The 21,589-nt window shown below is 69.1% G+C and carries 21 protein-coding genes; 5 read left to right on the top strand and 16 right to left on the bottom strand.

Features of this window, described 5'->3' with window-relative positions; genetic code table 11:
• From ACQPYZ_RS32230 to ACQPYZ_RS32300, 15 genes are all read right to left on the bottom strand, one after another.
• Nucleotides 1-1,464 carry an NADH-quinone oxidoreductase subunit M gene (locus ACQPYZ_RS32230; RefSeq protein ID WP_433169803.1) on the bottom strand — a complete coding sequence of 488 codons (1,464 nt, stop codon included), beginning with the start codon at nt 1,462-1,464 and terminating at the stop codon, nt 1-3.
• Between the two features lie 56 nt (nt 1,465-1,520).
• Nucleotides 1,521-3,392, bottom strand: coding sequence for an NADH-quinone oxidoreductase subunit L (nuoL, locus tag ACQPYZ_RS32235; protein ID WP_433162704.1), 1,872 nt, complete (start codon nt 3,390-3,392; stop codon nt 1,521-1,523).
• Nucleotides 3,393-3,403: 11 nt separating this feature from the next.
• Nucleotides 3,404-3,703: an NADH-quinone oxidoreductase subunit NuoK gene (nuoK, locus tag ACQPYZ_RS32240; protein ID WP_360172083.1), complete on the bottom strand. Its 300-nt coding sequence runs from the start codon at nt 3,701-3,703 to the stop codon at nt 3,404-3,406.
• Nucleotides 3,700-4,506, bottom strand: coding sequence for an NADH-quinone oxidoreductase subunit J (locus tag ACQPYZ_RS32245; protein WP_433169805.1), 807 nt, complete (start codon nt 4,504-4,506; stop codon nt 3,700-3,702). Before ACQPYZ_RS32245 ends, nuoK begins: the two co-directional genes overlap by 4 nt.
• A 35-nt stretch (nt 4,507-4,541) precedes the next feature.
• Complete coding sequence (gene nuoI / locus ACQPYZ_RS32250; RefSeq protein ID WP_433162706.1) at nt 4,542-5,105, bottom strand: NADH-quinone oxidoreductase subunit NuoI; 564 nt, start codon at nt 5,103-5,105, stop codon at nt 4,542-4,544.
• A complete protein-coding gene (gene nuoH / locus ACQPYZ_RS32255) occupies nt 5,098-6,417 on the bottom strand; it encodes an NADH-quinone oxidoreductase subunit NuoH (protein WP_433162708.1) in 1,320 nt (439 codons plus the stop codon). The genes nuoI and nuoH overlap by 8 nt, the downstream gene beginning before the upstream one ends.
• A complete protein-coding gene (locus ACQPYZ_RS32260; RefSeq protein ID WP_433162709.1) occupies nt 6,414-8,846 on the bottom strand; it encodes an NADH-quinone oxidoreductase subunit G in 2,433 nt (810 codons plus the stop codon). The genes nuoH and ACQPYZ_RS32260 overlap by 4 nt, the downstream gene beginning before the upstream one ends.
• Nucleotides 8,843-10,144 (bottom strand): NADH-quinone oxidoreductase subunit NuoF, encoded by a 1,302-nt coding sequence (gene nuoF, locus ACQPYZ_RS32265; protein ID WP_433162711.1) that lies wholly within the window; start codon nt 10,142-10,144, stop codon nt 8,843-8,845. Before nuoF ends, ACQPYZ_RS32260 begins: the two co-directional genes overlap by 4 nt.
• 3 nt (nt 10,145-10,147) lie before the next feature.
• On the bottom strand, nt 10,148-10,891 hold the full coding sequence (gene nuoE / locus ACQPYZ_RS32270) for an NADH-quinone oxidoreductase subunit NuoE (protein ID WP_433169807.1): 744 nt from the start codon (nt 10,889-10,891) through the stop codon (nt 10,148-10,150).
• Between the two features lie 89 nt (nt 10,892-10,980).
• The gene (locus ACQPYZ_RS32275) at nt 10,981-12,318 is read right to left on the bottom strand and encodes an NADH-quinone oxidoreductase subunit D (RefSeq protein WP_433162712.1); all 1,338 of its coding nucleotides are present in this window, start codon (nt 12,316-12,318) and stop codon (nt 10,981-10,983) included.
• Complete coding sequence (locus tag ACQPYZ_RS32280) at nt 12,318-13,025, bottom strand: NADH-quinone oxidoreductase subunit C (RefSeq protein WP_433162714.1); 708 nt, start codon at nt 13,023-13,025, stop codon at nt 12,318-12,320. Before ACQPYZ_RS32280 ends, ACQPYZ_RS32275 begins: the two co-directional genes overlap by 1 nt.
• The gene (locus ACQPYZ_RS32285) at nt 13,022-13,576 is read right to left on the bottom strand and encodes a NuoB/complex I 20 kDa subunit family protein (RefSeq protein WP_433162715.1); all 555 of its coding nucleotides are present in this window, start codon (nt 13,574-13,576) and stop codon (nt 13,022-13,024) included. Before ACQPYZ_RS32285 ends, ACQPYZ_RS32280 begins: the two co-directional genes overlap by 4 nt.
• Before the next feature lie 3 nt (nt 13,577-13,579).
• The gene (locus ACQPYZ_RS32290; protein WP_132209850.1) at nt 13,580-13,939 is read right to left on the bottom strand and encodes an NADH-quinone oxidoreductase subunit A; all 360 of its coding nucleotides are present in this window, start codon (nt 13,937-13,939) and stop codon (nt 13,580-13,582) included.
• Nucleotides 13,940-14,043: 104 nt separating this feature from the next.
• Nucleotides 14,044-15,357: a geranylgeranyl reductase family protein gene (locus ACQPYZ_RS32295; protein ID WP_433162718.1), complete on the bottom strand. Its 1,314-nt coding sequence runs from the start codon at nt 15,355-15,357 to the stop codon at nt 14,044-14,046.
• Nucleotides 15,358-15,511: 154 nt separating this feature from the next.
• A complete protein-coding gene (locus tag ACQPYZ_RS32300) occupies nt 15,512-16,210 on the bottom strand; it encodes a demethylmenaquinone methyltransferase (protein WP_433162719.1) in 699 nt (232 codons plus the stop codon).
• A gap of 142 nt (nt 16,211-16,352) precedes the next feature.
• On the opposite strand from ACQPYZ_RS32300, the gene ACQPYZ_RS32305 reads away from it, so the two are divergent.
• Both ACQPYZ_RS32305 and ACQPYZ_RS32310 read left to right on the top strand, forming a co-directional pair.
• Nucleotides 16,353-17,615, top strand: coding sequence for an isochorismate synthase (locus ACQPYZ_RS32305; RefSeq protein WP_433162720.1), 1,263 nt, complete (start codon nt 16,353-16,355; stop codon nt 17,613-17,615).
• A 2-nt stretch (nt 17,616-17,617) separates the two neighbouring features.
• Nucleotides 17,618-18,238 carry an MBL fold metallo-hydrolase gene (locus ACQPYZ_RS32310; RefSeq protein WP_433162722.1) on the top strand — a complete coding sequence of 207 codons (621 nt, stop codon included), beginning with the start codon at nt 17,618-17,620 and terminating at the stop codon, nt 18,236-18,238.
• Between the two features lie 6 nt (nt 18,239-18,244).
• On the opposite strand, the gene ACQPYZ_RS32315 is transcribed toward ACQPYZ_RS32310, so the two are convergent.
• Nucleotides 18,245-19,057: a GNAT family N-acetyltransferase gene (locus tag ACQPYZ_RS32315; RefSeq protein ID WP_433162724.1), complete on the bottom strand. Its 813-nt coding sequence runs from the start codon at nt 19,055-19,057 to the stop codon at nt 18,245-18,247.
• 56 nt (nt 19,058-19,113) lie between these two features.
• On the opposite strand from ACQPYZ_RS32315, the gene ACQPYZ_RS32320 reads away from it, so the two are divergent.
• The 3 genes from ACQPYZ_RS32320 to ACQPYZ_RS32330 all read left to right on the top strand — a co-directional run bounded on the left by ACQPYZ_RS32320 (nt 19,114) and on the right by ACQPYZ_RS32330 (nt 21,553).
• Nucleotides 19,114-19,737: a PadR family transcriptional regulator gene (locus ACQPYZ_RS32320; RefSeq protein ID WP_433162726.1), complete on the top strand. Its 624-nt coding sequence runs from the start codon at nt 19,114-19,116 to the stop codon at nt 19,735-19,737.
• Nucleotides 19,738-19,805: 68 nt separating this feature from the next.
• Nucleotides 19,806-20,792: an ATP-binding cassette domain-containing protein gene (locus ACQPYZ_RS32325; RefSeq protein WP_433162728.1), complete on the top strand. Its 987-nt coding sequence runs from the start codon at nt 19,806-19,808 to the stop codon at nt 20,790-20,792.
• Nucleotides 20,789-21,553: an ABC transporter permease gene (locus tag ACQPYZ_RS32330; protein ID WP_433162730.1), complete on the top strand. Its 765-nt coding sequence runs from the start codon at nt 20,789-20,791 to the stop codon at nt 21,551-21,553. Before ACQPYZ_RS32325 ends, ACQPYZ_RS32330 begins: the two co-directional genes overlap by 4 nt.
• Nucleotides 21,554-21,589: the final 36 nt, after the last annotated feature.

Raw genomic sequence — 21,589 nt, forward strand, 5'->3', positions numbered from 1 at the left:
TCACTTCTGTCCCTCCGTCACGGGGATCTCCGGAGCCTTGTCAGTCACGCCGACGTACTGCATGGTCGACTCCACCGCCGGCTTGATGATGTCCACCACCGGCTTCGGGAAGATGCCCAGGCCGATGATCAGTACGACGAGCGGCGCGATCGCGACCACCTCGCGCACGTTCAGGTCCTTCAGCTTCTCGATCCCGTCGCGCACCGGCCCGGTCATCAGGCGTTGGTACATGATCAGGATGTAGAGCGCGGCCAGCACGATGCCCAGGACGGCGACCACCGCGAGCACCTTGTGCCGGCTGAACGTGCCGGCCAGCACCATGAACTCGGAGATGAACGGCGACAGACCGGGCAGCGCCAGGCTGGACAGGCCGGCGAACAGGAAGGTGCCCGCGAGCACCGGGGCCACCTTCTCGACACCGCCGTAGTCGGCGATCCGCGCGGACCCGCGCCGCGAGATCAGGTAGCCGGCGACCAGGAACAGCGCCGCCGTGGAGAGACCATGGTTGAACATGTAGAGCGTCGACCCGGTCAGGCCCTGCGACGTCAGCGCGAAGATGCCCATCACGATGAAGCCGAAGTGCGAGATCGAGGTGTACGCGATCAGCCGCTTGATGTCGGTCTGCCCGATCGCCACCAGGGCGCCGTACAGGATCGAGATCAGCGCGAGCACCAGCACCACCGGGGTGGCCCACTCGGACGCGTTCGGGAACAGGCTCAGGCAGAACCGGATCATCCCGAAGGTGCCGATCTTGTCCAGGATGCCGACCAGCAGCACCGACGTGCCCGGCGTCGCCTCGGCGGCGGCGTCCGGCAGCCAGGTGTGGAACGGCACCATCGGCGCCTTCACCGCGAAGGCGAAGAAGAAGCCGAGGAACAGCCAGCGCTCGGTGTTCTGGCTCATGTCCAGCTTGATCAGGTCGGTCAGCAGGTACGACGGCTCGCCGGCGTTGGCCGAGACGACGTACAGCCCGACCACCGACGCCAGCATCAGCAGACCGCCGAGCAGCGAGTAGAGCAGGAACTTCACCGCGGCGTACGAGCGCTGCGGACCGCCGAAGCCGCCGATCAGGAAGTACATCGGGATCAGCGTGGCCTCGAACAGCACGTAGAACAGGAACACGTCGGTGGCCGCGAACACCCCCAGCGACAGCGCCTCCAGGCCGAGGATCCAGGCGAAGTAGGACTTCTCCGACCAGCGGCCGTCCTGCGCGTCGTTCCAGGACGCGATCATCACGACCGGGGTGAGCAGCGCGGTCAGCACCACCAGGACGACGCCGACACCGTCGAGGCCGAGGGCGAAGTGCGCGCCGAACGGCTCGATCCAGGTGTGCGTCTCGGCGTAGTCCTCGGCGCCGTTGCGCTGGTAGCCGATCGCGATCACCGCGGTCAGCGCCAGCGTGACCAGCGCGAAGCCGAGCGCGACCTGCTTGGCCAGCAGCGCCTTCGCCGTCGGCACCAGCATCGTCGCCAGTGCCCCGACGAACGGCAGGAGCAGTAACAGGGTCAGCCAACCGATGTTCACGACAACCTCACCGCGAGGAGGGCGACGACCACGAATGCGGCGCCGAAGACCATGCTGAGTGCGTACGAACGGACGAAGCCCGTCTGGAACCGGCGGAGCCGGCCGGACAGTCCGCCGAACAACGCGGCCAGCCCGTTCACCAGGCCGTCCACCCCGCGGTTGTCCAGCCAGACCAGCGTCCGGGTGAGGTACTGGCCCGGACGCATCAGGACCGCCTCGTTCAGCGCGTCGCCGTACAGGTCACGGCGGGCGAAGGTGGTGACCGGCGAGCCGGCCGGCGCCTCCCGCGGGATGTCCCGGCGGTACAGCAGCACCGCGACGGCGATGCCGACGGCAACCACCGCGAGGGTGATCAGCGTCATCACCAGGACGCTCACCGGCAGGTGGTGCTCCTCCTCGGGCCCGACCACCGGCTCGAGCCAGCCGACGATCCAGTGCCCGGCGAAGTACAGCGCACCGCCGCCGAGCGACAGTGCCGCCAGGATGATCAGCGGCCACGTCATCACCGCGGGCGACTCGTGCGGGTGCACGTCGTCGGCCCAGCGCTTCTTGCCGAAGAACGTCATGATCATCACCCGCGTCATGTAGAACGCGGTGATGCCGGCGCCGAGCAGCGCACACAGCCCGATCACGAAGTTGTCCGCGAACGCGGCCTCGATGATCTTGTCCTTGCTGAAGAAGCCGGAGAACGGCGGGATGCCGAGGATGGCCAGGTAGCCGAACGCGAAGGTGACGAAGGTGACCTTCATCGGCGTCCGCAGCGCTCCGTAGTGCCGCATGTTCACGTCGTCGTTCATGCCGTGCATCACCGAGCCGGCGCCGAGGAACATGTTGGCCTTGAAGAAGCCGTGGGTGAGCAGGTGGAAGATCGCGAACACGTACCCGGCCGGGCCGAGACCCGCGGCGAGCATCATGTAGCCGATCTGGCTCATGGTCGAACCGGCCAGCGCCTTCTTGATGTCGTCCTTGGCGCACCCGATGATCGCACCGGCCAGCGCGGTCACCGTACCGACGATGACGACGGCGGTGGACGCGGCCTCGGTGTGCTCGTAGATCGCGCTCGACCGCACCACCAGGTAGACGCCGGCGGTGACCATCGTGGCCGCGTGGATCAGCGCCGACACCGGGGTCGGGCCCTCCATCGCGTCCAGCAGCCAGGACTGCAGCGGCACCTGCGCGGACTTGCCGCAGGCCGCCAGCAGCAGCATCAGGCCGAGCAGCGTGGCCCAGGTGCCGGACAGGCTCTCGGCGCCGGCGTCCACGGTGACGAACGCGGACGAGCCGAACAGCGCCCACATGCTCATCACCGCGAGCGAGAGGCCGATGTCACCGACCCGGTTCACCACGAACGCCTTCTTCGCCGCGACCGCCGCCGAGTCCTTGTGCTGCCAGAAGCCGATCAGCAGGTACGACGCCAGGCCGACGCCCTCCCAGCCGACGAACACCAGCAGGTAGTCGGCCGCGAGCACCAGCAGCAGCATCGCCGCGATGAACAGGTTCAGGTACCCGAAGAACCGGCGCCGCCGCGGGTCGTGCTCCATGTAGCCGATCGAGTAGATGTGGATCAACGAGCCCACACCGGTGATCAGCAGCACGAACAGGATCGACAGCGGGTCGATCAGCAGGGAGAAGTCCACCGTGATGCTGCCGACCGAGAACCACTCGAACAGCCGGACCGTCTCGGACCGCTCCTCGTGCCCCAGGCCCTGCATCTGGAAGAACAGCACAACGCCGAAGGCGAACGAGACCAGCGGCGCCAGCGTGCCCAGCAGGTGACCCCACGCGTTGGTGGCCTTGCCACCCAGCAGCAGGATCGCCGCGGACACCGCCGGGACGGCCACCAGCAGCCACGTCAGCTCATGACTCATCGGTGATTACCTCAGTACTTGAGCAGGTTGGCGTCGTCGACCGAGGCCGAGCGACGGGTGCGGAAGATGGCCATGATGATCGCCAGCCCGATCACGACCTCGGCCGCGGCCACCACCATCACGAAGAAGGCGGCGATCTGGCCGTCGAGGTTGCCGTGCTGGCGGGCGAAGCTGACGAACGCCAGGTTGCAGGCGTTCAGCATCAGCTCGACGCACATGAAGACGACGATGGCGTTACGGCGCACCAGCACGCCGAGCGCGCCGATGCTGAACAGGATCGCCGCGAGCACGATGTACGGCTCGGTCGTCACAGCTTGTCTCCTTCGCCATAGCCGGAGAGGTCCGTACTTTCGGGCTCGGGCGGGACCTGGTCTCCCGGGTCGCCCTCGCTGAGCTCGCGGACCTTCTCGACCTCGTCACGCTCCTCGGACTCGGGGAACACGGTGCCACGTGCCTGCAGCACCCGCGAAACCGAGGTCGGCGCGATCGACCCGTCCGGCAGCAGCGCCGGCGTGTCGACCGCGTTGTGCCGGGCGAGTACGCCGGGCGTCGGCAGCGGACCCGGGTGGACGCCGGACTCGGCGTACTTGCGGATCCGGTCCTCGGCGTGGTCGCGCTGGGTGCGCTTCTTGGTCAGCCGCTCCCGGTGCGCGAGCATCATCGCGCCGAGCGCCGCGGTGATCAGCAGCGCCGAGGTCACCTCGAAGGCGAACACGTACTTGCCGAACAGCAGCTGCGCGATCCCCTTCGGGTTGCCGTCCGGCTGCGCCTCGGCCAGCCCGGTCGGGTTGCCGTAGACCGCGTTGCCGACGGCCGCGATCAGCAGCACCGCGAAGCCGAGGAACGCCAGCCCGGCGAGCAGCCGCTGGCCGCGGATCGTCTCCACCAGGGAGTCGCTCGCGTCCACGCCGACCAGCATCAGCACGAACAGGAACAGCATCAGGATCGCGCCGGTGTAGACGATGATCTGCACGGCGAACAGGAACGGTGCGTCCTGGGCGGCGTACTGCACGGCCAGGCAGATCATCACGGTCGCCAGCAGCAGCGCGGAGTGCACCGCCTTGCGGACCAGCACCATCCCGATCGCGGCCAGCACCATGACCGGCGCCAGCATCCAGAACGCCACCTGGGCGCTGGTGACGAGCGTGATCACTTGCCGTCACCACCTTCGGCCGGTACGGCGGCACCGGTCAGCCCGAGGTAGTAGTCCTTCTCGGTGGTGCCGAGCTGCATCTCGTGCGGCGGCTCCTGCATCCCCGGCAGCAGCGGCGCCAGCAGGTCCTTCTTCTCGTAGATGAGGGACTCGCGGGTGCGGTCGGCCAGCTCGTACTCGTTGGTCATCGTGAGCGCCCGGGTCGGGCAGGCCTCGATGCACAGACCGCAGAGGATGCAGCGCAGGTAGTTGATCTGGTAGACGCGCCCGTACCGCTCCCCCGGCGAGAACCGGCCGGAGCTGTCGTCGGCGTTGTCCGCGCCCTCGACGTAGATCGCGTCCGCCGGGCAGGCCCAGGCGCACAGCTCGCAGCCCACGCACTTCTCCAGGCCGTCCGGCCAGCGGTTCAGCTGGTGGCGGCCGTGGAACCGGGGCGCGGTCGGCTTCTTGTCGAACGGGTACTGCTCGGTGAACACCTTGCGGAACATCGTCCGGAAGGTGACCCCGAACCCGGCGACCGGATCCAAGAGCGACTCTTTGACTGTCTTCTTCTCAGCCACGGCTGACGTCCGCCTCTTTTCGGCTCTCCGTGTGAACGAGCGGTGGGGGCACCGGGTAGCCGCCGGCGAAGGCGTCGAAGTCCTTCGCCCGGTCGTCCTCGGTGGTCTTCTCCGGCTTCGGCTTCTGCGGGATGAACATGGTGACGATCGCGATCAGCAGCACCACCCCGGCGGCGACCAGCAGCGTGGTCCGGCTGAAGGTGGTCTCCCGGCCGACGGCGCGCACGGTGGCGACCAGCAGGATCCAGCCCAGCGAGACCGGGATCAGGATCTTCCAGCCCAGCTTCATGAACTGGTCGTAGCGCAGTCGCGGCAGCGTTCCACGCAGCCAGATGTAGAGGAAGATGAAGCACATCATCTTGCCGACGAACCACAGCACCGGCCAGTAGCCCGAGTTCGCGCCGTCCCAGATCGAGATCGGCCACGGCGCCCGCCAGCCGCCGAGGAACAGCGTGGTGGCCAGCGCCGACACGGTCGCCATGTTGATGTACTCGGCCAGGAAGAACATCGCGTACTTCATCGACGAGTACTCGGTCAGGAAGCCGGCCACCAGCTCGCCCTCGGCCTCCGGCAAATCGAATGGCGCCCGGTTGGTCTCGCCGACCATCGAGATCACGTAGATCACGAACGACGGGAACAACAGGAACGCGTACCAGCCCGGCAGCGGGATGTCCGCGCCGAACAGGTTGATCGACTGGCTCGAGCCCTGCGCCGCGACGATCTCCGAGGTGGACATCGAGCCGGCGAACAGGAACACCGTCACCAGCGCCAGGCCCATCGCGACCTCGTAGGAGATCATCTGGGCGCTGGAGCGCAGGCCACCGAGCAGCGAGTACGTCGAGTTGGACGACCAGCCGCCGAGGACGATGCCGTAGATGCCGATCGAGGCGACCGCCATCACGTACAGCACCGAGACCGGCAGGTCGGTGATCTGCAGCCGGGTGTAGGTGTCGGTGAACGGGATCTTCACCGTCGGCCCGAACGGGATCACCGCGAAGGTCAGGAAGGCCGGGATCGACACGATCACCGGCGCCGCGACGTAGACGAGCTTGTCCACGCCCTTCGGCATCAGGTCTTCCTTGAACATCAGCTTCATACCGTCGGCCAGCGACTGCAGCAGACCGGCCGGGCCATGCACGTTCGGGCCGATCCGGTGCTGCATCCGGGCCACCACCCGGCGCTCCCACCAGATGTTGAACAGCGTCAGCACGACGAGGAAGACGAAGACCAGCAGCACCTTGAGGCCGATGACCCACCACGGGTCGTTGCCGACCCCGGCGTCGGCCGGGGCGGCGAGGGGGATCAAGCTCATGCGTTCCCTCCGGCGATCGTCACGATCGAGCCATGGTCTGCGTGCAGCGACCGGCGGACGTGCGAGTCGGCCGAGTTCGTCGGCAGCCACACCACGTTGTCGGTCATCGGGGTGATCACCACGGGCAGCCGGATCGACCCGGCGTCGGTGCTGACCACGAGCTCGTCACCGTCGGCGACGCCGACCCGGTGCGCGGTGGTCAGCGAGATCCGGGCCACCGGCGTGCGGGCGGTCGCGGTCAGGTGCGGCTCGCCGTCGTTCGCGCGGCTCTCGTCGATCAGCATCCGCCAGGTCGCCAGCCGGGTGGAGTCGAACGCGCCGAGCGACGGACCGGCCTGGTACGTCGGCTCCTTCGCCCGGTCGCCGTCCCAGCGGCCGAGCTCGTCGAGCTCCTTCTTCGCCCCGGCCGGAGTGGTGAACCCGAGCGAGCGGTCCATCTCCTGCGCGAGCGCGGCCAGCGCGCGCACGTCCGGCATCGCCGTCGGCACCTTCAGCACCACCGGGAACGGCCGCTCGCGACCCTCCCAGTTGACGAACGTGCCGTCCTTCTCCGCCGGCGGCACCACCGGGAAGACGACGTCGGCGTGCTCGGTGACCTGCGAGTTGCGGACCTCGAAGCTGACCACGAACGGCGCCGCCGCGAGCGCGGCCAGGGCCGCCGCCGGGTCGGGCAGGTCGTCGATCTCGACACCCGCGACCACCAGCGCCTGCAGCGTGCCGGCCGAGGCGATGATGTCGGTCAGGTCCCGGCCGACCGTCGAGGGCAGACTGTCTACGCCCCACGCGGCTTGCATGTCGACCCGCGCCGGCGGGTCGGAGACCAGCCGGCCACCGGGCAGCAGGCCCGGGAGGCAACCGGCCTCCAGCGCACCGCGGTCACCCGCGCGCCGCGGGATCCAGGCCAGCTGGGCACCCGTGTCGAGCGCGACCCGCAGCGCCGTCGAGTAGCCGCCCGGCACACCGGCCAGCCGCTCACCGACGATGATGATCGAGTCGGGACCGAGCGAGGCCAGCGCGGCCGCGCCGGTCTCCCCCGCGTTGCCGAGGTCGGCCAGGACGGCCGCCTCGGTCCCCGGCGAGGCCGGTACGACGACGCCGTCGAGCTTCTCGATCCCGCGCGAACCGTAGGCCGCGACCGTGAACACCTTGGTCCCGTGGGCGCGGACGCCCTTGCGCAGCCGCAGGAACACCGACGGGGCTTCCTCCTCGGGCTCGAACCCGACGAGCAGCACGGATGCGGCCTTCTCCAGGTCGCCGAACGTCGTACCGAGTCCGGTGCCGGCCACCGCGGCGGCCAGGAAGTCGGCCTCCTCCTCGGAGTGCGGCCGGGCCCGGAAGTCGATGTCGTTGGTGCCGAGGGCGACCCGCGCGAACTTCGAGTACGCGTAGGAGTCCTCGAGGGTGAGCCGGCCGCCGGTCAGCACCGCCGCGTTGCCGCGGGCCGCGGTCAGCCGCTCGGCCGCGAAGGTCAGGGCCTCCGGCCAGGACGCCGGCCGGAGCTCGCCGTCCTCGCGGATCAGCGGGTGGGTCAGCCGGTCACCGGTGGTCGCGTAGTTGAACGCGAACCGGTCCTTGTCGGAGATCCACTCCTCGTTGACCTCCGGGTCGTCGCCGGCCAGCCGGCGCATCACCTTGCCGCGCCGGTGGTCGACCCGGATCGCCGCGCCGGAGGAGTCGTGCTCGGCCACCGACGGCACCGACACCAGGTCGAACGGCCGCGAGCGGAACCGGTACGCCGCGCTGGTGAGCGCACCCACCGGGCAGATCTGGATCGTGTTGCCGGAGAAGTAGCTCTCGAACGGCTCCTTCTCGTAGATGCCGACCTGCTGCAGCGCACCGCGCTCGACCAGCGCGATGAACGGGTCACCGGCGATCTGCTCGGAGAACCGGGTGCAGCGCGCGCACAGCACGCAGCGCTCCCGGTCCAGCAGCACCTCGGCGGAGATGTTGATCGGCTTCGGAAAGGTCCGCTTGACCTCGGTGAACCGGCTCTCGCCGCGGCCGTTGGTCATCGCCTGGTTCTGCAGCGGGCACTCGCCGCCCTTGTCGCAGACCGGGCAGTCCAGCGGGTGGTTGATCAGCAGGAACTCCATGTTCCCGTGCTGCGCCTTGTCCGCCACCGGCGAGGTCACCTGGGTGCGGATCACCATCCCGTCGGCCACCGTCAGCGTGCAGGACGCCTGCGGCTTCGGCATGCCGCGACCGTTGCCCGCGTCAACGACCTCGACCAGGCACTGGCGGCAGGCGCCGACCGGGTCGAGCAGCGGGTGGTCGCAGAACCGCGGGATCTGGATGCCGATCTGCTCGGCCGCCCGGATCGCCAGGCTGTTCTTCGGAACCTTCACCTCGATGTCGTCGATGGTCACGGTCACCAGGTCGGTCCGCTCCACCTCGGTGGACGGATTCGCTGGGTTGTTGGTGATCGTCATGCGCTAGCTCCAGCGGTCGCGAAGACGGTCGATGCCATCGGGTCGAACGGGCAGCCGCCGTTCTCGAAGTGCGCCAGGTACTCGTCCTTGAAGTACTGGATCGAGCTGGTGATCGGGGCCGTGGCACCGTCACCGAGAGCACAGAAGGACCGGCCGAGGATGTTCTCGGAGAGGTCGAGCATGGTGTCCAGGTCTTCCTCGGTGCCCTGGCCCTTCTCCAGCCGCTCCAGGATCTGGACCAGCCACCAGGTGCCCTCCCGGCACGGGGTGCACTTGCCGCATGACTCGTGCTTGTAGAACTCGGTCCACCGCAGCACCGCCCGCACCACGCAGGTGGTGTCGTCGAAGATCTGCAGCGCCTTCGTCCCCAGCATCGAGCCCACCGAGCCGACACCCTCGTAGTCCAGCGGTACGTCGAGGTGCTCGGCCGTCAGCAGCGGCGTCGAGGAACCACCCGGGGTCCAGAACTTCAGCTCGTGCCCCTCGCGCACCCCACCGGCCAGGTCGAGCAGCTGCCGCAGCGTGATGCCCAGCGGCGCCTCGTACTGGCCCGGGCGGGTGACGTGCCCGGACAGGGAGTACAGCGTCATCCCCTTGGACTTCTCGGTGCCCATCGAGGAGAACCAGTCGCCGCCGTTCTGGATGATGGCGGGAACGGACGCGATCGACTCGACGTTGTTGATCACCGTGGGGCAGCCGTACAGCCCGGCCACGGCCGGGAACGGAGGACGCAGCCGGGGCTGCCCGCGGCGGCCCTCGAGCGAGTCGAGCAGCGCGGTCTCCTCGCCGCAGATGTACGCACCGGCGCCGGCGTGCACGATCACGTCCAGGTCGTAGCCGCTGCCGAGGATGTCCGTGCCGATGAAGCCGGCCGCCTTCGCCTCCTCGACCGCCTGCTGCAGCCGGCGGATCACGTGCAGCACCTCACCGCGGACGTAGATGAACGCGGTCGACGCGCGGATCGCGTACGACGAGATGATGACGCCCTCGACCAGCGTGTGCGGCGAGGCCATCATCAGCGGGATGTCCTTGCAGGTGCCCGGCTCGGACTCGTCCGCGTTCACCACCAGGTACTTCGGCTTCGGGTTGTCCTGCGGGATGAACGACCACTTCATCCCGGTCGGGAAGCCCGCGCCGCCACGGCCGCGCAGGCCCGAGTCCTTGACCGCGGTGACCACGTCGGCGGGCTGCATCCGCAGCGCCGTCCGCAGCGCGTCGTACCCACCGGAGCGCTGGTACGACGCCAGCTGCCAGGAGCGGATCTGGTCCCAGTTGTCGGACAGTACGGGGGTCAGCATGGGTCAGTCCTCCTTCCGGGTGTCGTCGGCGTGCACGGCCTGGGATTCCTTGCCGGGCTGGTCGGACGGCCGCGGCCCGGCGGCCTCCTCCGGCGAGACCGTCTCCTGGGCCGCGGCGCCGTCGCCGCCACCCTGGCGGCCGCCGGGGGCGGTCCAGTTCCGCTCGCGGGCCAGCCGCAGACCGGCCAGCGTCGCCTTGCCGCCGGTCGGACCCTCGTCGGCGCGGCCGTCCGGGAACCCGGCCAGCACCCGCTCGGCCTCGCGCCAGGTGCAGACGGTGGCGCCGCGCGGCGACTTCACCTCGGTGCCCGCGCGCAGGTCGTCGACCAGCTGGGTGGCCGACTCCGGCGTCATGTCGTCGAAGAACTCCCAGTTCACCATCATCACCGGCGCGTAGTCGCAGGCGGCGTTGCACTCGACGTGCTCGAGGGTGATCCTGCCGTCCTCGGTGGTCTCGTCGTTGCCGATCTCGAGGTGCTGCTTGAGCCGCTCGAAGATCAGGTCGCCACCCATCACCGCGCACAGCGTGTTGGTGCACACGCCGACGTGGTAGTCACCGACCGGGCGCCGCTTGTACATCGTGTAGAAGGTCGCCACCGCGGACACCTCGGCGCCGGTCAGCCCGAGGACCGCGGCGCACGCCTCGATGCCCTCCGGGGTGATCCGGCCCTCGACCGACTGCACCAGGTGCAGCATCGGCAGCAGCGCGGACCGGCCGACCGGGTACCGGGCGGCCAGCGCGCGCATCTCCGCGATCGTGGTCTCGGTGATGTTCGACTCACCGGTGCTGTAGGGCACCGGTGTGTGCGTCGCAGTCGTGTGGTTCTCGGTTCCCACTATCGGTCCACTCCACCCATAACCGGGTCAAGGCTGGCGACGGCGACGATCACGTCGGCGACCTGTGCGCCCTCGCACATGATCGGCATCGCCTGCAGGTTTGCGAAGGACGGGTCACGGAAGTGCGCCCGGTACGGCTTGGTGCCGCCGTCGGAGACCACGTGGCAGCCCAGCTCGCCGCGCGGCGACTCGATCCCCACGTACGCCTGGCCGGCCGGGACCCGGAAGCCCTCGGTGACCAGCTTGAAGTGGTGGATCAGGGCCTCCATCGACTCGCCCATGATGTGCTTGATGTGGTCGAGCGAGTTGCCCATCCCGTCGGTGCCGACGGCCAGCTGGCTCGGCCAGCCGATCTTCTTGTCGGCCACCATCACCGGCTGCCCCTCCATCTTCGCCAGCCGGTCGGCGCACTGCTCGACGATCTTGAGCGACTCGTGCATCTCCTGCAGCCGGACCCGGAAGCGACCGTACGAGTCCGCGGTGTCCCAGGTCGGTACGTCGAAGTCGTACGTCTCGTACCCGCAGTACGGCTGGGTCTTGCGCAGGTCCATCGCGTACCCGGTCGAGCGCAGCGGCGGCCCGGTGATGCCGAGGGCCATGCAGCCGGTCAGGTCCAGGTAGCCGACGTCCTGCAGCCGCGCCTTGAAGATCGGGTTGGCGTTGCACAGCTCGGCGTACTCGGGCAGGTGCTTGTTCATCCAGGTGATGTACTCGCGGATCTTGTCCAGCGCACCCGGCGGCAGGTCCTGGGCGACGCCGCCCGGCCGGATGAACGCGTGGTTCATCCGCAAGCCGGTGATCAGCTCGAACAGGTCGAGCGTCATCTCCCGCTCACGGAAGCCGATCGTCATCACGGTGAGCGCGCCGATCTCCATCCCACCGGTGGCGATGCAGACCAGGTGGCTGCTGATCCGGTTGAGCTCCATCAGGAGCACCCGCATCACGTTCGCCTTCTCCGGGATCTGGTCCTCGATCCCGAGCAGCCGCTCGACCGCGAGGCAGTACGCCGCCTCGTTGTAGAACGGCGACAGGTAGTCCATCCGGGTGCAGAACGTCACGCCCTGCGTCCAGGAGCGGAACTCCATGTTCTTCTCGATGCCGGTGTGCAGGTAGCCGATGCCGCAGCGGGCCTCGGTCACGGTCTCGCCCTCGAGCTCCAGGATCAGCCGGAGCACGCCGTGGGTGGACGGGTGCTGCGGGCCCATGTTGACGACGACCCGCTCCTCGGGCTCCTCGCCGAGGCCGGCCACGACCGAGTCCCAGTCCTGGCCGGTGACGGTGAAGACCTTGCCCTCGGTGGTGTCGCGAGTGGTCGCGTACGGATCAGTAGTGGTCATCAGTTGTACGACCTCCGCGTGTCGGGCGGCGGGATGACGGCGCCCTTGTACTCGACGTCGATACCGCCGAGCGGGTAGTCCTTGCGCTGCGGGTGCCCCGGCCAGTCGTCCGGCATCTGGATCCGGGTGAGCGCCGGGTGACCGTCGAAGATGATGCCGAAGAAGTCCCAGGTCTCCCGCTCGTGCCAGTCGTTGGCCGGGTAGACCGAGACGATCGACGGGATGTGCGGGTCGGCGTCCGGGGCGGACACCTCCAGCCGGATCCGCCGGTTGTGGGTCATCGACATCAGGTGGTAGACCGCGTGCAGCTCGCGGCCGGTCTCGTTCGGGTAGTGCACGCCGCTGACGCCCGAGCAGAACTCGAACCGCAGCGCCTCGTCGTCGCGCAGGTGCTTGCAGACCTCGACCAGCCGCTCGCGCTGGACGTGCAGGGTCAGCTCGCCGCGGTCGACCACGACCTTCTCGATCGCGCCGTCGCCGACCAGGCTCTCCAGCCGCTCGGTGGCACCGTCGAACCAGGAGCCGTACGGCTTCGGCGTACCGCCGGGCAGGGCGACCTGGCGGCGCAGACCGCCGAAGCCGGAGGTGTCACCGGTGCCGCGGACCCCGAACATGCCCTGCCGCTGGTCGACCACCTCGGCCGCCGGCGTCTGAGCGTCGCCGGCCGGCGAGGTCGCCGGAAGATTCTCGGGCTGGTGCTCGCTCACCGGAGGAGACCCTTCATCTCGAGCGTCGGCGAGGCGGCCAGTGCGGCGGCCTCGCGCTCCTGCAGCTCCGCCCGCTTGTTGGCGCCGAGCTTGCTGTGCTGGATGTCGTCGTGCAGCTTGAGGAACGCGTCCAGCAGCATCTCCGGCCGCGGCGGGCAGCCGGGCAGGTACATGTCGACCGGGACGACGTGGTCCACGCCCTGGACGATCGCGTAGTTGTTGAACATGCCGCCCGACGACGCGCAGACACCCATCGCGAGCACCCACTTCGGGTTCGGCATCTGGTCGTAGATCTGGCGCAGGACGGGGGCCATCTTCTGGCTCACCCGGCCGGCCACGATCATCAGGTCGGCCTGCCGGGGCGACGCCCGGAAGACCTCCATGCCGAACCGGGCGGCGTCGTACCGCGGCGCGCCGGTGGTCATCATCTCGATCGCGCAGCAGGCCAGCCCGAAGGTTGCCGGCCACAACGAGGCCTTCCGCATGTAGCCGGACAGGCCCTCGATCGTGGTCAGCAGGACGCCGGCCGGAAGCTGTTCCTCAACACCCATTGCTCAGTCCCATTCCAAACCGCCGCGCCGCCACACATAGGCGTACGCGACGAAGACGGTGACGATGAAGATGACCATCTCGATCAGCCCGAACAGCGCCATCTGGTCGAAGGCGACCGCCCACGGGTAGAGGAAGATGATCTCGATGTCGAACACGATGAAGAGCATCGCGGTGATGTAGTACTTCACCGGGAACCGCCCGCCACCGACCGGCTGCGGGGTCGGCTCGATCCCGCACTCGTAGGAGTCGAGCTTGGCCCGGTTGTAGCGCCGTGGTCCGACCAGCGCGCTCGTCACCAAGGTGCCCGCCACGAAGATCGCCGCGAGCACACCGAGAACGAGGATCGGTACGTAAGGGTGCATCGGGTTCGTGCTCCCTCCTTCAGCCGGTGGTCTGTCTGTCTGCGTTTCCGAACGACACTGTGTTATCAGTACCGCTGTGGCTCATCTCACTCGCCCCGCCGGTGTCACGCGGCCGGGGCGACCTTGGTGAGGCCGTTGATGATCTTGTCCATCACGTCGCCGTCGCGCGGGTCGGTGAGGTTGGCCAGCAACTTCAGGGTGAACTTCATCAGCGTGGTGCGCGGCAGACCGTACTTCGTGCACAGCCGCATCACCTCCGGATTTCCGATCAGCTTCACGAAGATCCGGCCGAGCGTGTAGTAGCCGCCGTACTCCTGCTTGAGCGCCTTCGGGTACGCCGACAGCGCGCGTTCACGCTGGTTCGGCTGCCGGCGCAGTGCCTGGGCGGCGACCTCGGCGGCGAACGCCCCGGACTCCATCGCGTACGGGATGCCCTCGCCGTTGAACGGGTTGACCATGCCGCCGGCGTCGCCGAGCAGCATCAGGCCGCGGGTGTAGTGCGGCTGCCGGTTGAACCCCATCGGCAGGGCGGCACCGCGGATCGGCAGAGTCTGGAACTCGTCCCGGAACTGCCACTCCTCCGGAGTGTTCTTCAGCCACTGCTTCAACAGGTCCGAGTAGTCGACCTTGCCGAACGCCTCGGAGGTGTTCAGGATGCCGAGGCCGACGTTGACCGTGCCGTCGCCCATCCCGAAGATCCAGCCGTAGCCCGGCAGCAGGTTGCGCTGCCCCGGATTCTGCGGGTCGTCGGCCCACAGCTCCAGCCACGACTCGAGGTAGTCGTCGTCGTGCCGGGGGCTGGTGAAGTAGGTGCGGACGGCAACGCCCATCGGGCGGTCGTCGCGCTTGTGCAGCCCCATCGCGATGCTCAGCCGGGACGAGTTGCCGTCGGCCGCCATCACCAGCGGCGCGCGGAACTCCAGGTCGGCCCCGGCCCGCCGGCCGTTGTCGTCGACCGGCTTGGCGGTGACGCCGACGATGTGACCGCGGTCGTCCAGGACCGGGCCGGACACATTGGTCCGCTCGCGCAGCCGGGCGCCGGCCTTGACGGCCTGGCGGGCCAGCAGGTCGTCGAAGTCCATCCGGTTCCGGGTCAGGCCGTAGTTCGGGTGGCTGGACAGGTCCGGCCAGTCGAGCTGCAGCACGTGCCCGGCGCCCTGGATGCGCAGGCCGTAGTTGCGGATCCAGCCGGCGTCCTCGGAGATGTCGATGCCCATGTTGATGAGCTGTTTGGTGCCGCGCGGGGTGAGCCCGTCGCCACACACCTTCTCCCGCGGGAACGCGGTCTTCTCCAGCAGCAGGACGTCGAGTCCGGCGTTGGCCAGGTGGTAGGCCGCCGCCGAGCCCGCGGGTCCGGCGCCGACGACGATCACGTCAGCGGTCTCCGCTGGCTGCCCGCTCGGCACGCTCTGGCTCATCTCGGTTCCCGGCCTGGAAGTAGGGGGCTGGTGCGCTCGTGAATCGCTTCACGAAGCCTCGTCACCCGACAGTCTAGGACTGCCTGACGCGGACACGAAACCGGCCCTGAATCCCTTGGCAGCAACCGATTTATGCGCTGTTTTCCTTGCGAAATTAGGTGGGCTTGACGGCCCGGTGAATGGCGACCAGGCCGCCGGTCAGGTTGCGCCACTGGACCCTGGTCCAGCCCGAGGCCTCGATGGTCCGGGCCAGCGGCTCCTGGGCCGGCCAGGCGCGGACCGACTCGGCCAGATACTCGTACGCCTCCGGGTTCGTCGACACCGCCTTCGCCACCACCGGCACCGCGCGCATCATGTACTCCAGGTACGCGATCCGGAACGGCTTCCAGGTCGGGTGTGAGTTCTCCAGGACGACGAGCCGCCCGCCCGGCCGGGTCACCCGGAGCATCTCCTCCAGGGCGACCGTGACGTCGTTCACGTTCCGCAGCGCCCACGAGATCGTCACCACGTCGAACGTGCCGTCGGCGAACGGCAGCCGCAGCGCGTCCCCGGCGATCAGGTCCAGCTCGGGGTACCGCCGCTTGCCGACCCGGAGCATGCCGACCGAGAAGTCGCACGACACCACCTCGGCGCCGGCCTCGCGCAACCTGATGCTCGACGCCCCGGTCCCGGCGGCCAGGTCGAGGATCCGCATCCCCTTCCGCGGCGCGATCTCGGCGTACGTCTGCGGCCGCCAGTACGCCTTCTCCAGCCCCATCGTGGCCACCGCGTTCGTCCGGTCGTACCCCTCGGCCACGTTGTCGAACATGGCCGCAACGGCCTGCGGTTCCTTGGACAGATCTGCGCGGGTCACCTGTCTAGTTCATCACGGGTACGGCGGGCGCCGGAAACGACCGGTGACCGGGCAGGCATACGCTTGCATCTCGTGAGTGCATCTCCAGGGCAGCGGTCGGCCATCGGGACCCGGGGTCGCGCGGTGAGCGAGGAGTGGTGCGGTGAGCTTGTCTGAGCCGGTCGGGAGCCAGGCTCCCCAGCTGGTCGTTCGCAGTCAGCGGGTCGACGGGGTGTCGGCCGAGCTGATCGACCACCTGCCCACCGAGGGCGCCCTGGCCTGGGTACGGCGTGCCGACGGTCACGTCGGCTGGGGCGTCGCCGCCCGCCTCGACGTTGCCGGTGGCAACCGCTTCGGGGAGGCCGTGTCCTGGTGGAAGGAGCTGGTCGCGGCCGCGGTGGTCCGCGACGAGGTCGGCGTACCAGGGTCCGGACTGGTCTGCTTCGGGTCGTTCGGGTTCACCGACGACGACCCGGGTGAGCTGGTCGTGCCCGAGGTGATCGTCGGGCGCCGCGGCGGGACCACCTGGGTGACCACGATCTCCCCGGCGTCCTCGCTGGCCGCGCCGCCGGACCTGGTGCACCACGAGCCCGCGCCGGTGCACGACGTCGCGTTCGCCGACGGCGCGCGGTCCGGGACGGACTGGTCGAGCATCGTCGCGGACGCGATCAAGCGGATCACCGCAGGCGAGCTCGACAAGGTGGTGCTCGCTCGCGACCTGATCGCGATCGCCGAGCAGCCGATCGACCTGCGCTGGCCGTTGCGCCGGCTCGCGGCGGCGTACCCGAACTGCTGGACGTTCGCCGTCGACGGGCTGATCGGTGCCACGCCGGAGCTGCTGGTCCGCCGGGAGAAGGGGCTGATCACGTCCCGGGTGCTGGCCGGGACCATCCGCCGTACCGGGGACGACGCGCACGACCTCGCGCTGGCGGCGTCGCTGGCGCGATCCAGCAAGGACCTCGAGGAGCACGAGTTCGCGGTCCGGTCGGTCGCCGACGCGCTCGAGCCGCACTGTACGTCGATGAACGTGCCGGAGACGCCGTTCGTGCTGCACCTGCCGAACGTGATGCACCTCGCCACCGACGTCGCCGGGGTCGCCGCGAACGGCGCGTCCGCGCTCGGGCTCGCCGCGGCGCTGCACCCGTCGGCCGCGGTCTGTGGTACGCCGACCGACCTCGCCCGGGACCTGATCGGGGAGATCGAGGGGATGCGGCGCGGCCGGTTCAGCGGACCGGTCGGCTGGATGGACGCGGCCGGCGACGGCGAGTGGTGCATCGCCCTGCGCTGCGGCCAGGCCGACCCGGAGGACCCGCGGCGGATGCGGATCTTCGCCGGCGCGGGCATCGTGGCCGGCTCCGACCCGGTCGCCGAGCTGGCCGAGACGAACGCCAAGCTGGTTCCGATGAGAGACGCGTTGGGAGACTGACTGTGAAGCTCACCAAGTTCGCGCACGCGTGTGTCCGGTTGGAGAAGGACGGCAAGGTCCTGCTCGTCGACCCGGGGACGTTCAGTGAGGACGCCGCCTTCGAGCGCGCCGACGCGGTGCTGGTCACGCACGAGCACCCCGACCACCTGGACGTCGACCGGTTGTCGGCGCTCGACGTACCGGTGTACACGAACGCCGGGGTGGCCGCTCAGCTCACGGATCTCGGCGACCGGGTGAGCGTGGTCGCGGACGGGCAGTCGTTCGAAGCGGCCGGGTTCGCGGTCCGTGCCTATGGCAAGGACCACGCGATCATCCTGCCGGAGCTGGGGGTTCCGTGCGAGAACGTCGGCTACCTGATCGAGGACGCCGTCTACCATCCCGGCGACTCCTTCACCCGGCCGGACCGCCCGGTGCACACCAACCTGGTCCCGATCTCCGGCCCGTGGTTCTCACTCCCGCCGGCCATCGAGTACGCCCGGACCGTCGAGTCCCAGCAGACCGTCGGCATCCACGACGCCCTCCTCAGCCCCGTCAGCCAAGGCATGCTCAAGCGCTTCCTCACCGATTTCGGCGGCCGCCCGTACCTCCCCCTCACCCCCGGCGAATCCACGGAGCTCGCCTGACCCGGGTCAGGCGGTGAACTGCAGGTCGACGAAGTCGGCGACGGGGCGGTAGCCGGCTTGGTGGTAGATCCTGTTTGAGGTGGGGTTGGCCAGATCCGTGTAGAGGCAGGCTTGGTTGCCTGCGGCAAGGATGTGAGCGGTGACGTGACTGGTGAGGGCGCCGGCGTACCCGCGGCGGCGGTGTTCGGGTGGGGTGTAGACCGGGCCGACCCGGCAGGCGCCGTAGACCGGTAGGTGGTAGCCGGCCATGCTCACCGGCTCGGCGTCGACCTCCCAGATCCACATGCTCCCGGACGCGAGCTGTTCCTCGGCCCATTCGACGTCGCCGAGTTCCTCCGGGAAGCCGTCGCGCGCCCAGCCCGCAACCAGGTCGACGTCTCCGTCACGCATCAGCCGGGCCGACCCCGGCGCGGACAGCGGCGTCAGCGTGCCGAGCTTGTGTAACCGGGTCGCCTTGGTCTCGATCGCGCGGACGTCGCGCCGCGCACACCACCGGTCCGCGAATCGCTCCACCGCGGGCCGATCCCCCGCCACGCCACCGAGCTCCGGCAGTACGTCGAGATACGCGTCGGCGACGGCTTCGGCGTACTCCGATCGCAGCGCCCCGAGGTACACCGGCCGGCCCGGCGTGCGCATCGCCGCCCCGACCACGTCACCCTCGTGCACCGAGACGTAGTACCCGGGCTCCTGTTCGGACGGACCGATGGCCCGTTGGTGCACGTTGGTCATGATGATCGTGTGCAGCACCGGATCCGCTTGCAGGAAAGGGAAGACCGTCCGTTCGAAGGCGGCCGCGTCGCTCGTCACCCGCACGTCCATGCCTGCGGAGACTACTCCTGCGGACGGTGGCGGTCGCCCGGATTTACACTGCGGCTATGTCCACCACGCGGTTGTTGCTGCTCGGCGTCGTGCGGATCTTCCAGCCGGCGTACGGGTACCAGCTGCGTCGCGAGCTGCTCACCTGGAACGTGCAGGACTGGGCGAACATCAACCCCGGCTCGATCTACACCGGCCTGCGCACGCTGGCCAAGCACGGCTACCTGCAGGAGCTCGACGAGGGCAGCCGCCCCGGGCGTACGTCGTACAAACTGACGAGCGACGGTGAGACCGAGTACTTCTCCCTGCTGCGGCAGATGCTCTGGAACGTCGACGGCTTCCACCCCGACCGGATGATGGTGACGCTGAGCTTCCTCTGGTCGCTGCAGCGGGACGAGGTGCTGGCCGCCCTCGAAGCGCGGATCACGCAGTTGGAGCAGCGCCAGAAGGCCGAGCCGTTCGCGGAGCGGCAGGTCCTGGAGGACCCCGGTACGCCGAACCACGTGATCGAGATGTTCCGGATCACCGCCGCCCGCGACCGTGGTGAGCTCGAGTGGACCCGGTCGTTCCGGGAGCGGATCGTGGCCGGCGACTACTCGTTCGGCGGCGAACCGGCCGACTGGGCCCCCTACCCGGGCATGATCACCCACTGGGGCGAGATCCCGCGGCCGCCGTCCCACTGAACCGCTGCTCAGCGGATCGCAGATTAATCAACATTGACTATTCAAGATTGATCGCTGACACTGGCCGCATGATGATCGAAGCGCGCGGACTGGTGCGCACCTTCAAGACCAAACGGGGCCCGGTGCAGGCCGTCCAGGGGGTGGACCTGGACGTCGCCGACGGGGAGATCGTCGGCTTCCTCGGGCCGAACGGGGCCGGCAAGACCACCACGATGCGGATGCTGGCGACCCTGATCACGCCGACCGCGGGCACCGCGACCGTGGCCGGCTGCGACCTGGCCAAGGACCCGGTCGGCGTACGGCGCCGGATCGGCTACGTGCCGCAGAGCGGCTCCACCCTGCCGGAGGCGATCGCCGGCGACGAGGTCGTCGACCACGCCCGGCTGTACGGCGTACCGAAGGCCAAGGCGGCCGCGGACGGGCAGCGGCTGTTCGAGGAGCTCGACCTGGCCGGCCTGTGGCGGCGGCAGTGCAAGACGCTGTCCGGCGGCCAGCGGCGCCGGCTCGACATCGTGATGGGGCTGGTCCACGACCCGCGGCTGATCTTCCTGGACGAGCCGACCACCGGTCTCGACCCGCAGGCCCGGGCGAACCTGTGGCAGCACATCCGCGGCCTGCGCGACCGCGGCGCGACGATCTTCCTCACCACCCACTACCTGGACGAGGCGGACGCGCTCTGCGACCGGATCCTGGTCATCGACCACGGCAAGATCGTCGCCTCCGGTACGCCGGACACGCTGAAACAGCAGGTCTCCGGCGACGGCGTCCGGCTGAGCCTGGCCGACGCCGCCCAGGCGCCCGCGGTCAGCAAGATCGTGCAGGAGCTGGACGGCGCGGTCGAGATCGAGACCGACGGTGACGTGGTCGGCTTCCGGATCCCCCGCGGCGGCTCGGTGCTGCCCGGCCTGCTCCGCCAGATCGATGCCCAGGGCATCGAGCTGAACGGCGTCGAGGTGCACCGGCCAACACTGGACGACGTGTTCCTGACTATGACCGGCCGATCGCTGCGCGACGAGGAGACGCCGGCTGAGCCCGCGAAGGAGGCGGTGGCGTGAACACCCTCCGCGAAACCTGGATCGTGTTCCACCGGGCGATGCGGCTGACGCTGCGCAACCCGATGTGGGCGATCCTGATGCTCAGCCAGCCGCTGATGTACCTGTTCCTGTTCGGCCCGCTGCTGAAGCCGATCACCGCCCAGATCAGCGAGGGCGCGACCACGAACGCCTACCAGGTGTTCATTCCCGGCCTGATCGTCCAGCTCGGCATGTTCGGCGCGATGTTCGTGGGCTTCGGCCTGATCGCGGAGTACCGGGCCGGCGTGATCGAGGCCGACCGGGTCACGCCGGCGTCCCGGATGGCCCTGATGGCCGGGCGGGTACTGCGGGACGTCGTCGTACTGGTCGTGCAGACGCTGGTGCTGCTGATCGCCGCGATCCCGCTCGGTCTGCGGGCACCGTGGAGCGGCGTACTGCTGTCGCTGGTGATCGTCGCCCTGCTCGGCGCGACCTTCGCCTCGCTGTCGTACTCGGTCGCGCTGATCACCAAGAGCGAGGACGCGCTGGCGCCGCTGCTGAACGGCATCGCGATGCCGCTGCTGCTGCTGTCCGGCATCCTGCTGCCGATGCAGATCGGCCCGACCTGGCTGCAGCGACTGTCCGACATCAGTCCGCTCAAGCACGTGGTGAACGGCGTCCGCGCGCTGTTCCGCGGCGACATCGACAACAGTGCGTCGTTGTGGGGCCTGTTCTGGGTCGTCCTGCTCACGGCCGTCGGACTCGCCGTCGGCGCCCGGACCTTCCGCAAGGAATCCGCGTAGGTAAGCCGTTGTTCATCGGGGTGTCGCCCGGCGGCG

Origin of the sequence: Kribbella sp. CA-247076 (assembly GCF_050942445.1) — a bacterium.
GTDB lineage: Bacteria > Actinomycetota > Actinomycetes > Propionibacteriales > Kribbellaceae > Kribbella.

Bases quoted from the DNA above. Each gene is read 5' to 3' on its own strand.
- ACQPYZ_RS32230 (WP_433169803.1), bottom strand. From the start codon at position 1,464: ATGCTGGTGCCGACGGCGAAGGCGCTGCTGGCCAAGCAGGTCGCGCTC.
- nuoL (WP_433162704.1), bottom strand. From the start codon at position 3,392: ATGAGTCATGAGCTGACGTGGCTGCTGGTGGCCGTCCCGGCGGTGTCC.
- ACQPYZ_RS32245 (WP_433169805.1), bottom strand. From the start codon at position 4,506: ATGCTGGCGCCGGTCATGGTGCTGGCCGCGATCGGGATGGTGCTGGTC.
- nuoH (WP_433162708.1), bottom strand. From the start codon at position 6,417: ATGAGCTTGATCCCCCTCGCCGCCCCGGCCGACGCCGGGGTCGGCAAC.
- ACQPYZ_RS32260 (WP_433162709.1), bottom strand. From the start codon at position 8,846: ATGACGATCACCAACAACCCAGCGAATCCGTCCACCGAGGTGGAGCGG.
- nuoF (WP_433162711.1), bottom strand. From the start codon at position 10,144: ATGCTGACCCCCGTACTGTCCGACAACTGGGACCAGATCCGCTCCTGG.
- nuoE (WP_433169807.1), bottom strand. From the start codon at position 10,891: ATGCGCGCGCTGGCCGCCCGGTACCCGGTCGGCCGGTCCGCGCTGCTG.
- ACQPYZ_RS32275 (WP_433162712.1), bottom strand. From the start codon at position 12,318: ATGACCACTACTGATCCGTACGCGACCACTCGCGACACCACCGAGGGC.
- ACQPYZ_RS32285 (WP_433162715.1), bottom strand. From the start codon at position 13,576: ATGGGTGTTGAGGAACAGCTTCCGGCCGGCGTCCTGCTGACCACGATC.
- ACQPYZ_RS32290 (WP_132209850.1), bottom strand. From the start codon at position 13,939: ATGCACCCTTACGTACCGATCCTCGTTCTCGGTGTGCTCGCGGCGATC.
- ACQPYZ_RS32295 (WP_433162718.1), bottom strand. From the start codon at position 15,357: ATGAGCCAGAGCGTGCCGAGCGGGCAGCCAGCGGAGACCGCTGACGTG.
- ACQPYZ_RS32315 (WP_433162724.1), bottom strand. From the start codon at position 19,057: ATGGACGTGCGGGTGACGAGCGACGCGGCCGCCTTCGAACGGACGGTC.
- ACQPYZ_RS32320 (WP_433162726.1), top strand. From the start codon at position 19,114: ATGTCCACCACGCGGTTGTTGCTGCTCGGCGTCGTGCGGATCTTCCAG.
- ACQPYZ_RS32325 (WP_433162728.1), top strand. From the start codon at position 19,806: ATGATGATCGAAGCGCGCGGACTGGTGCGCACCTTCAAGACCAAACGG.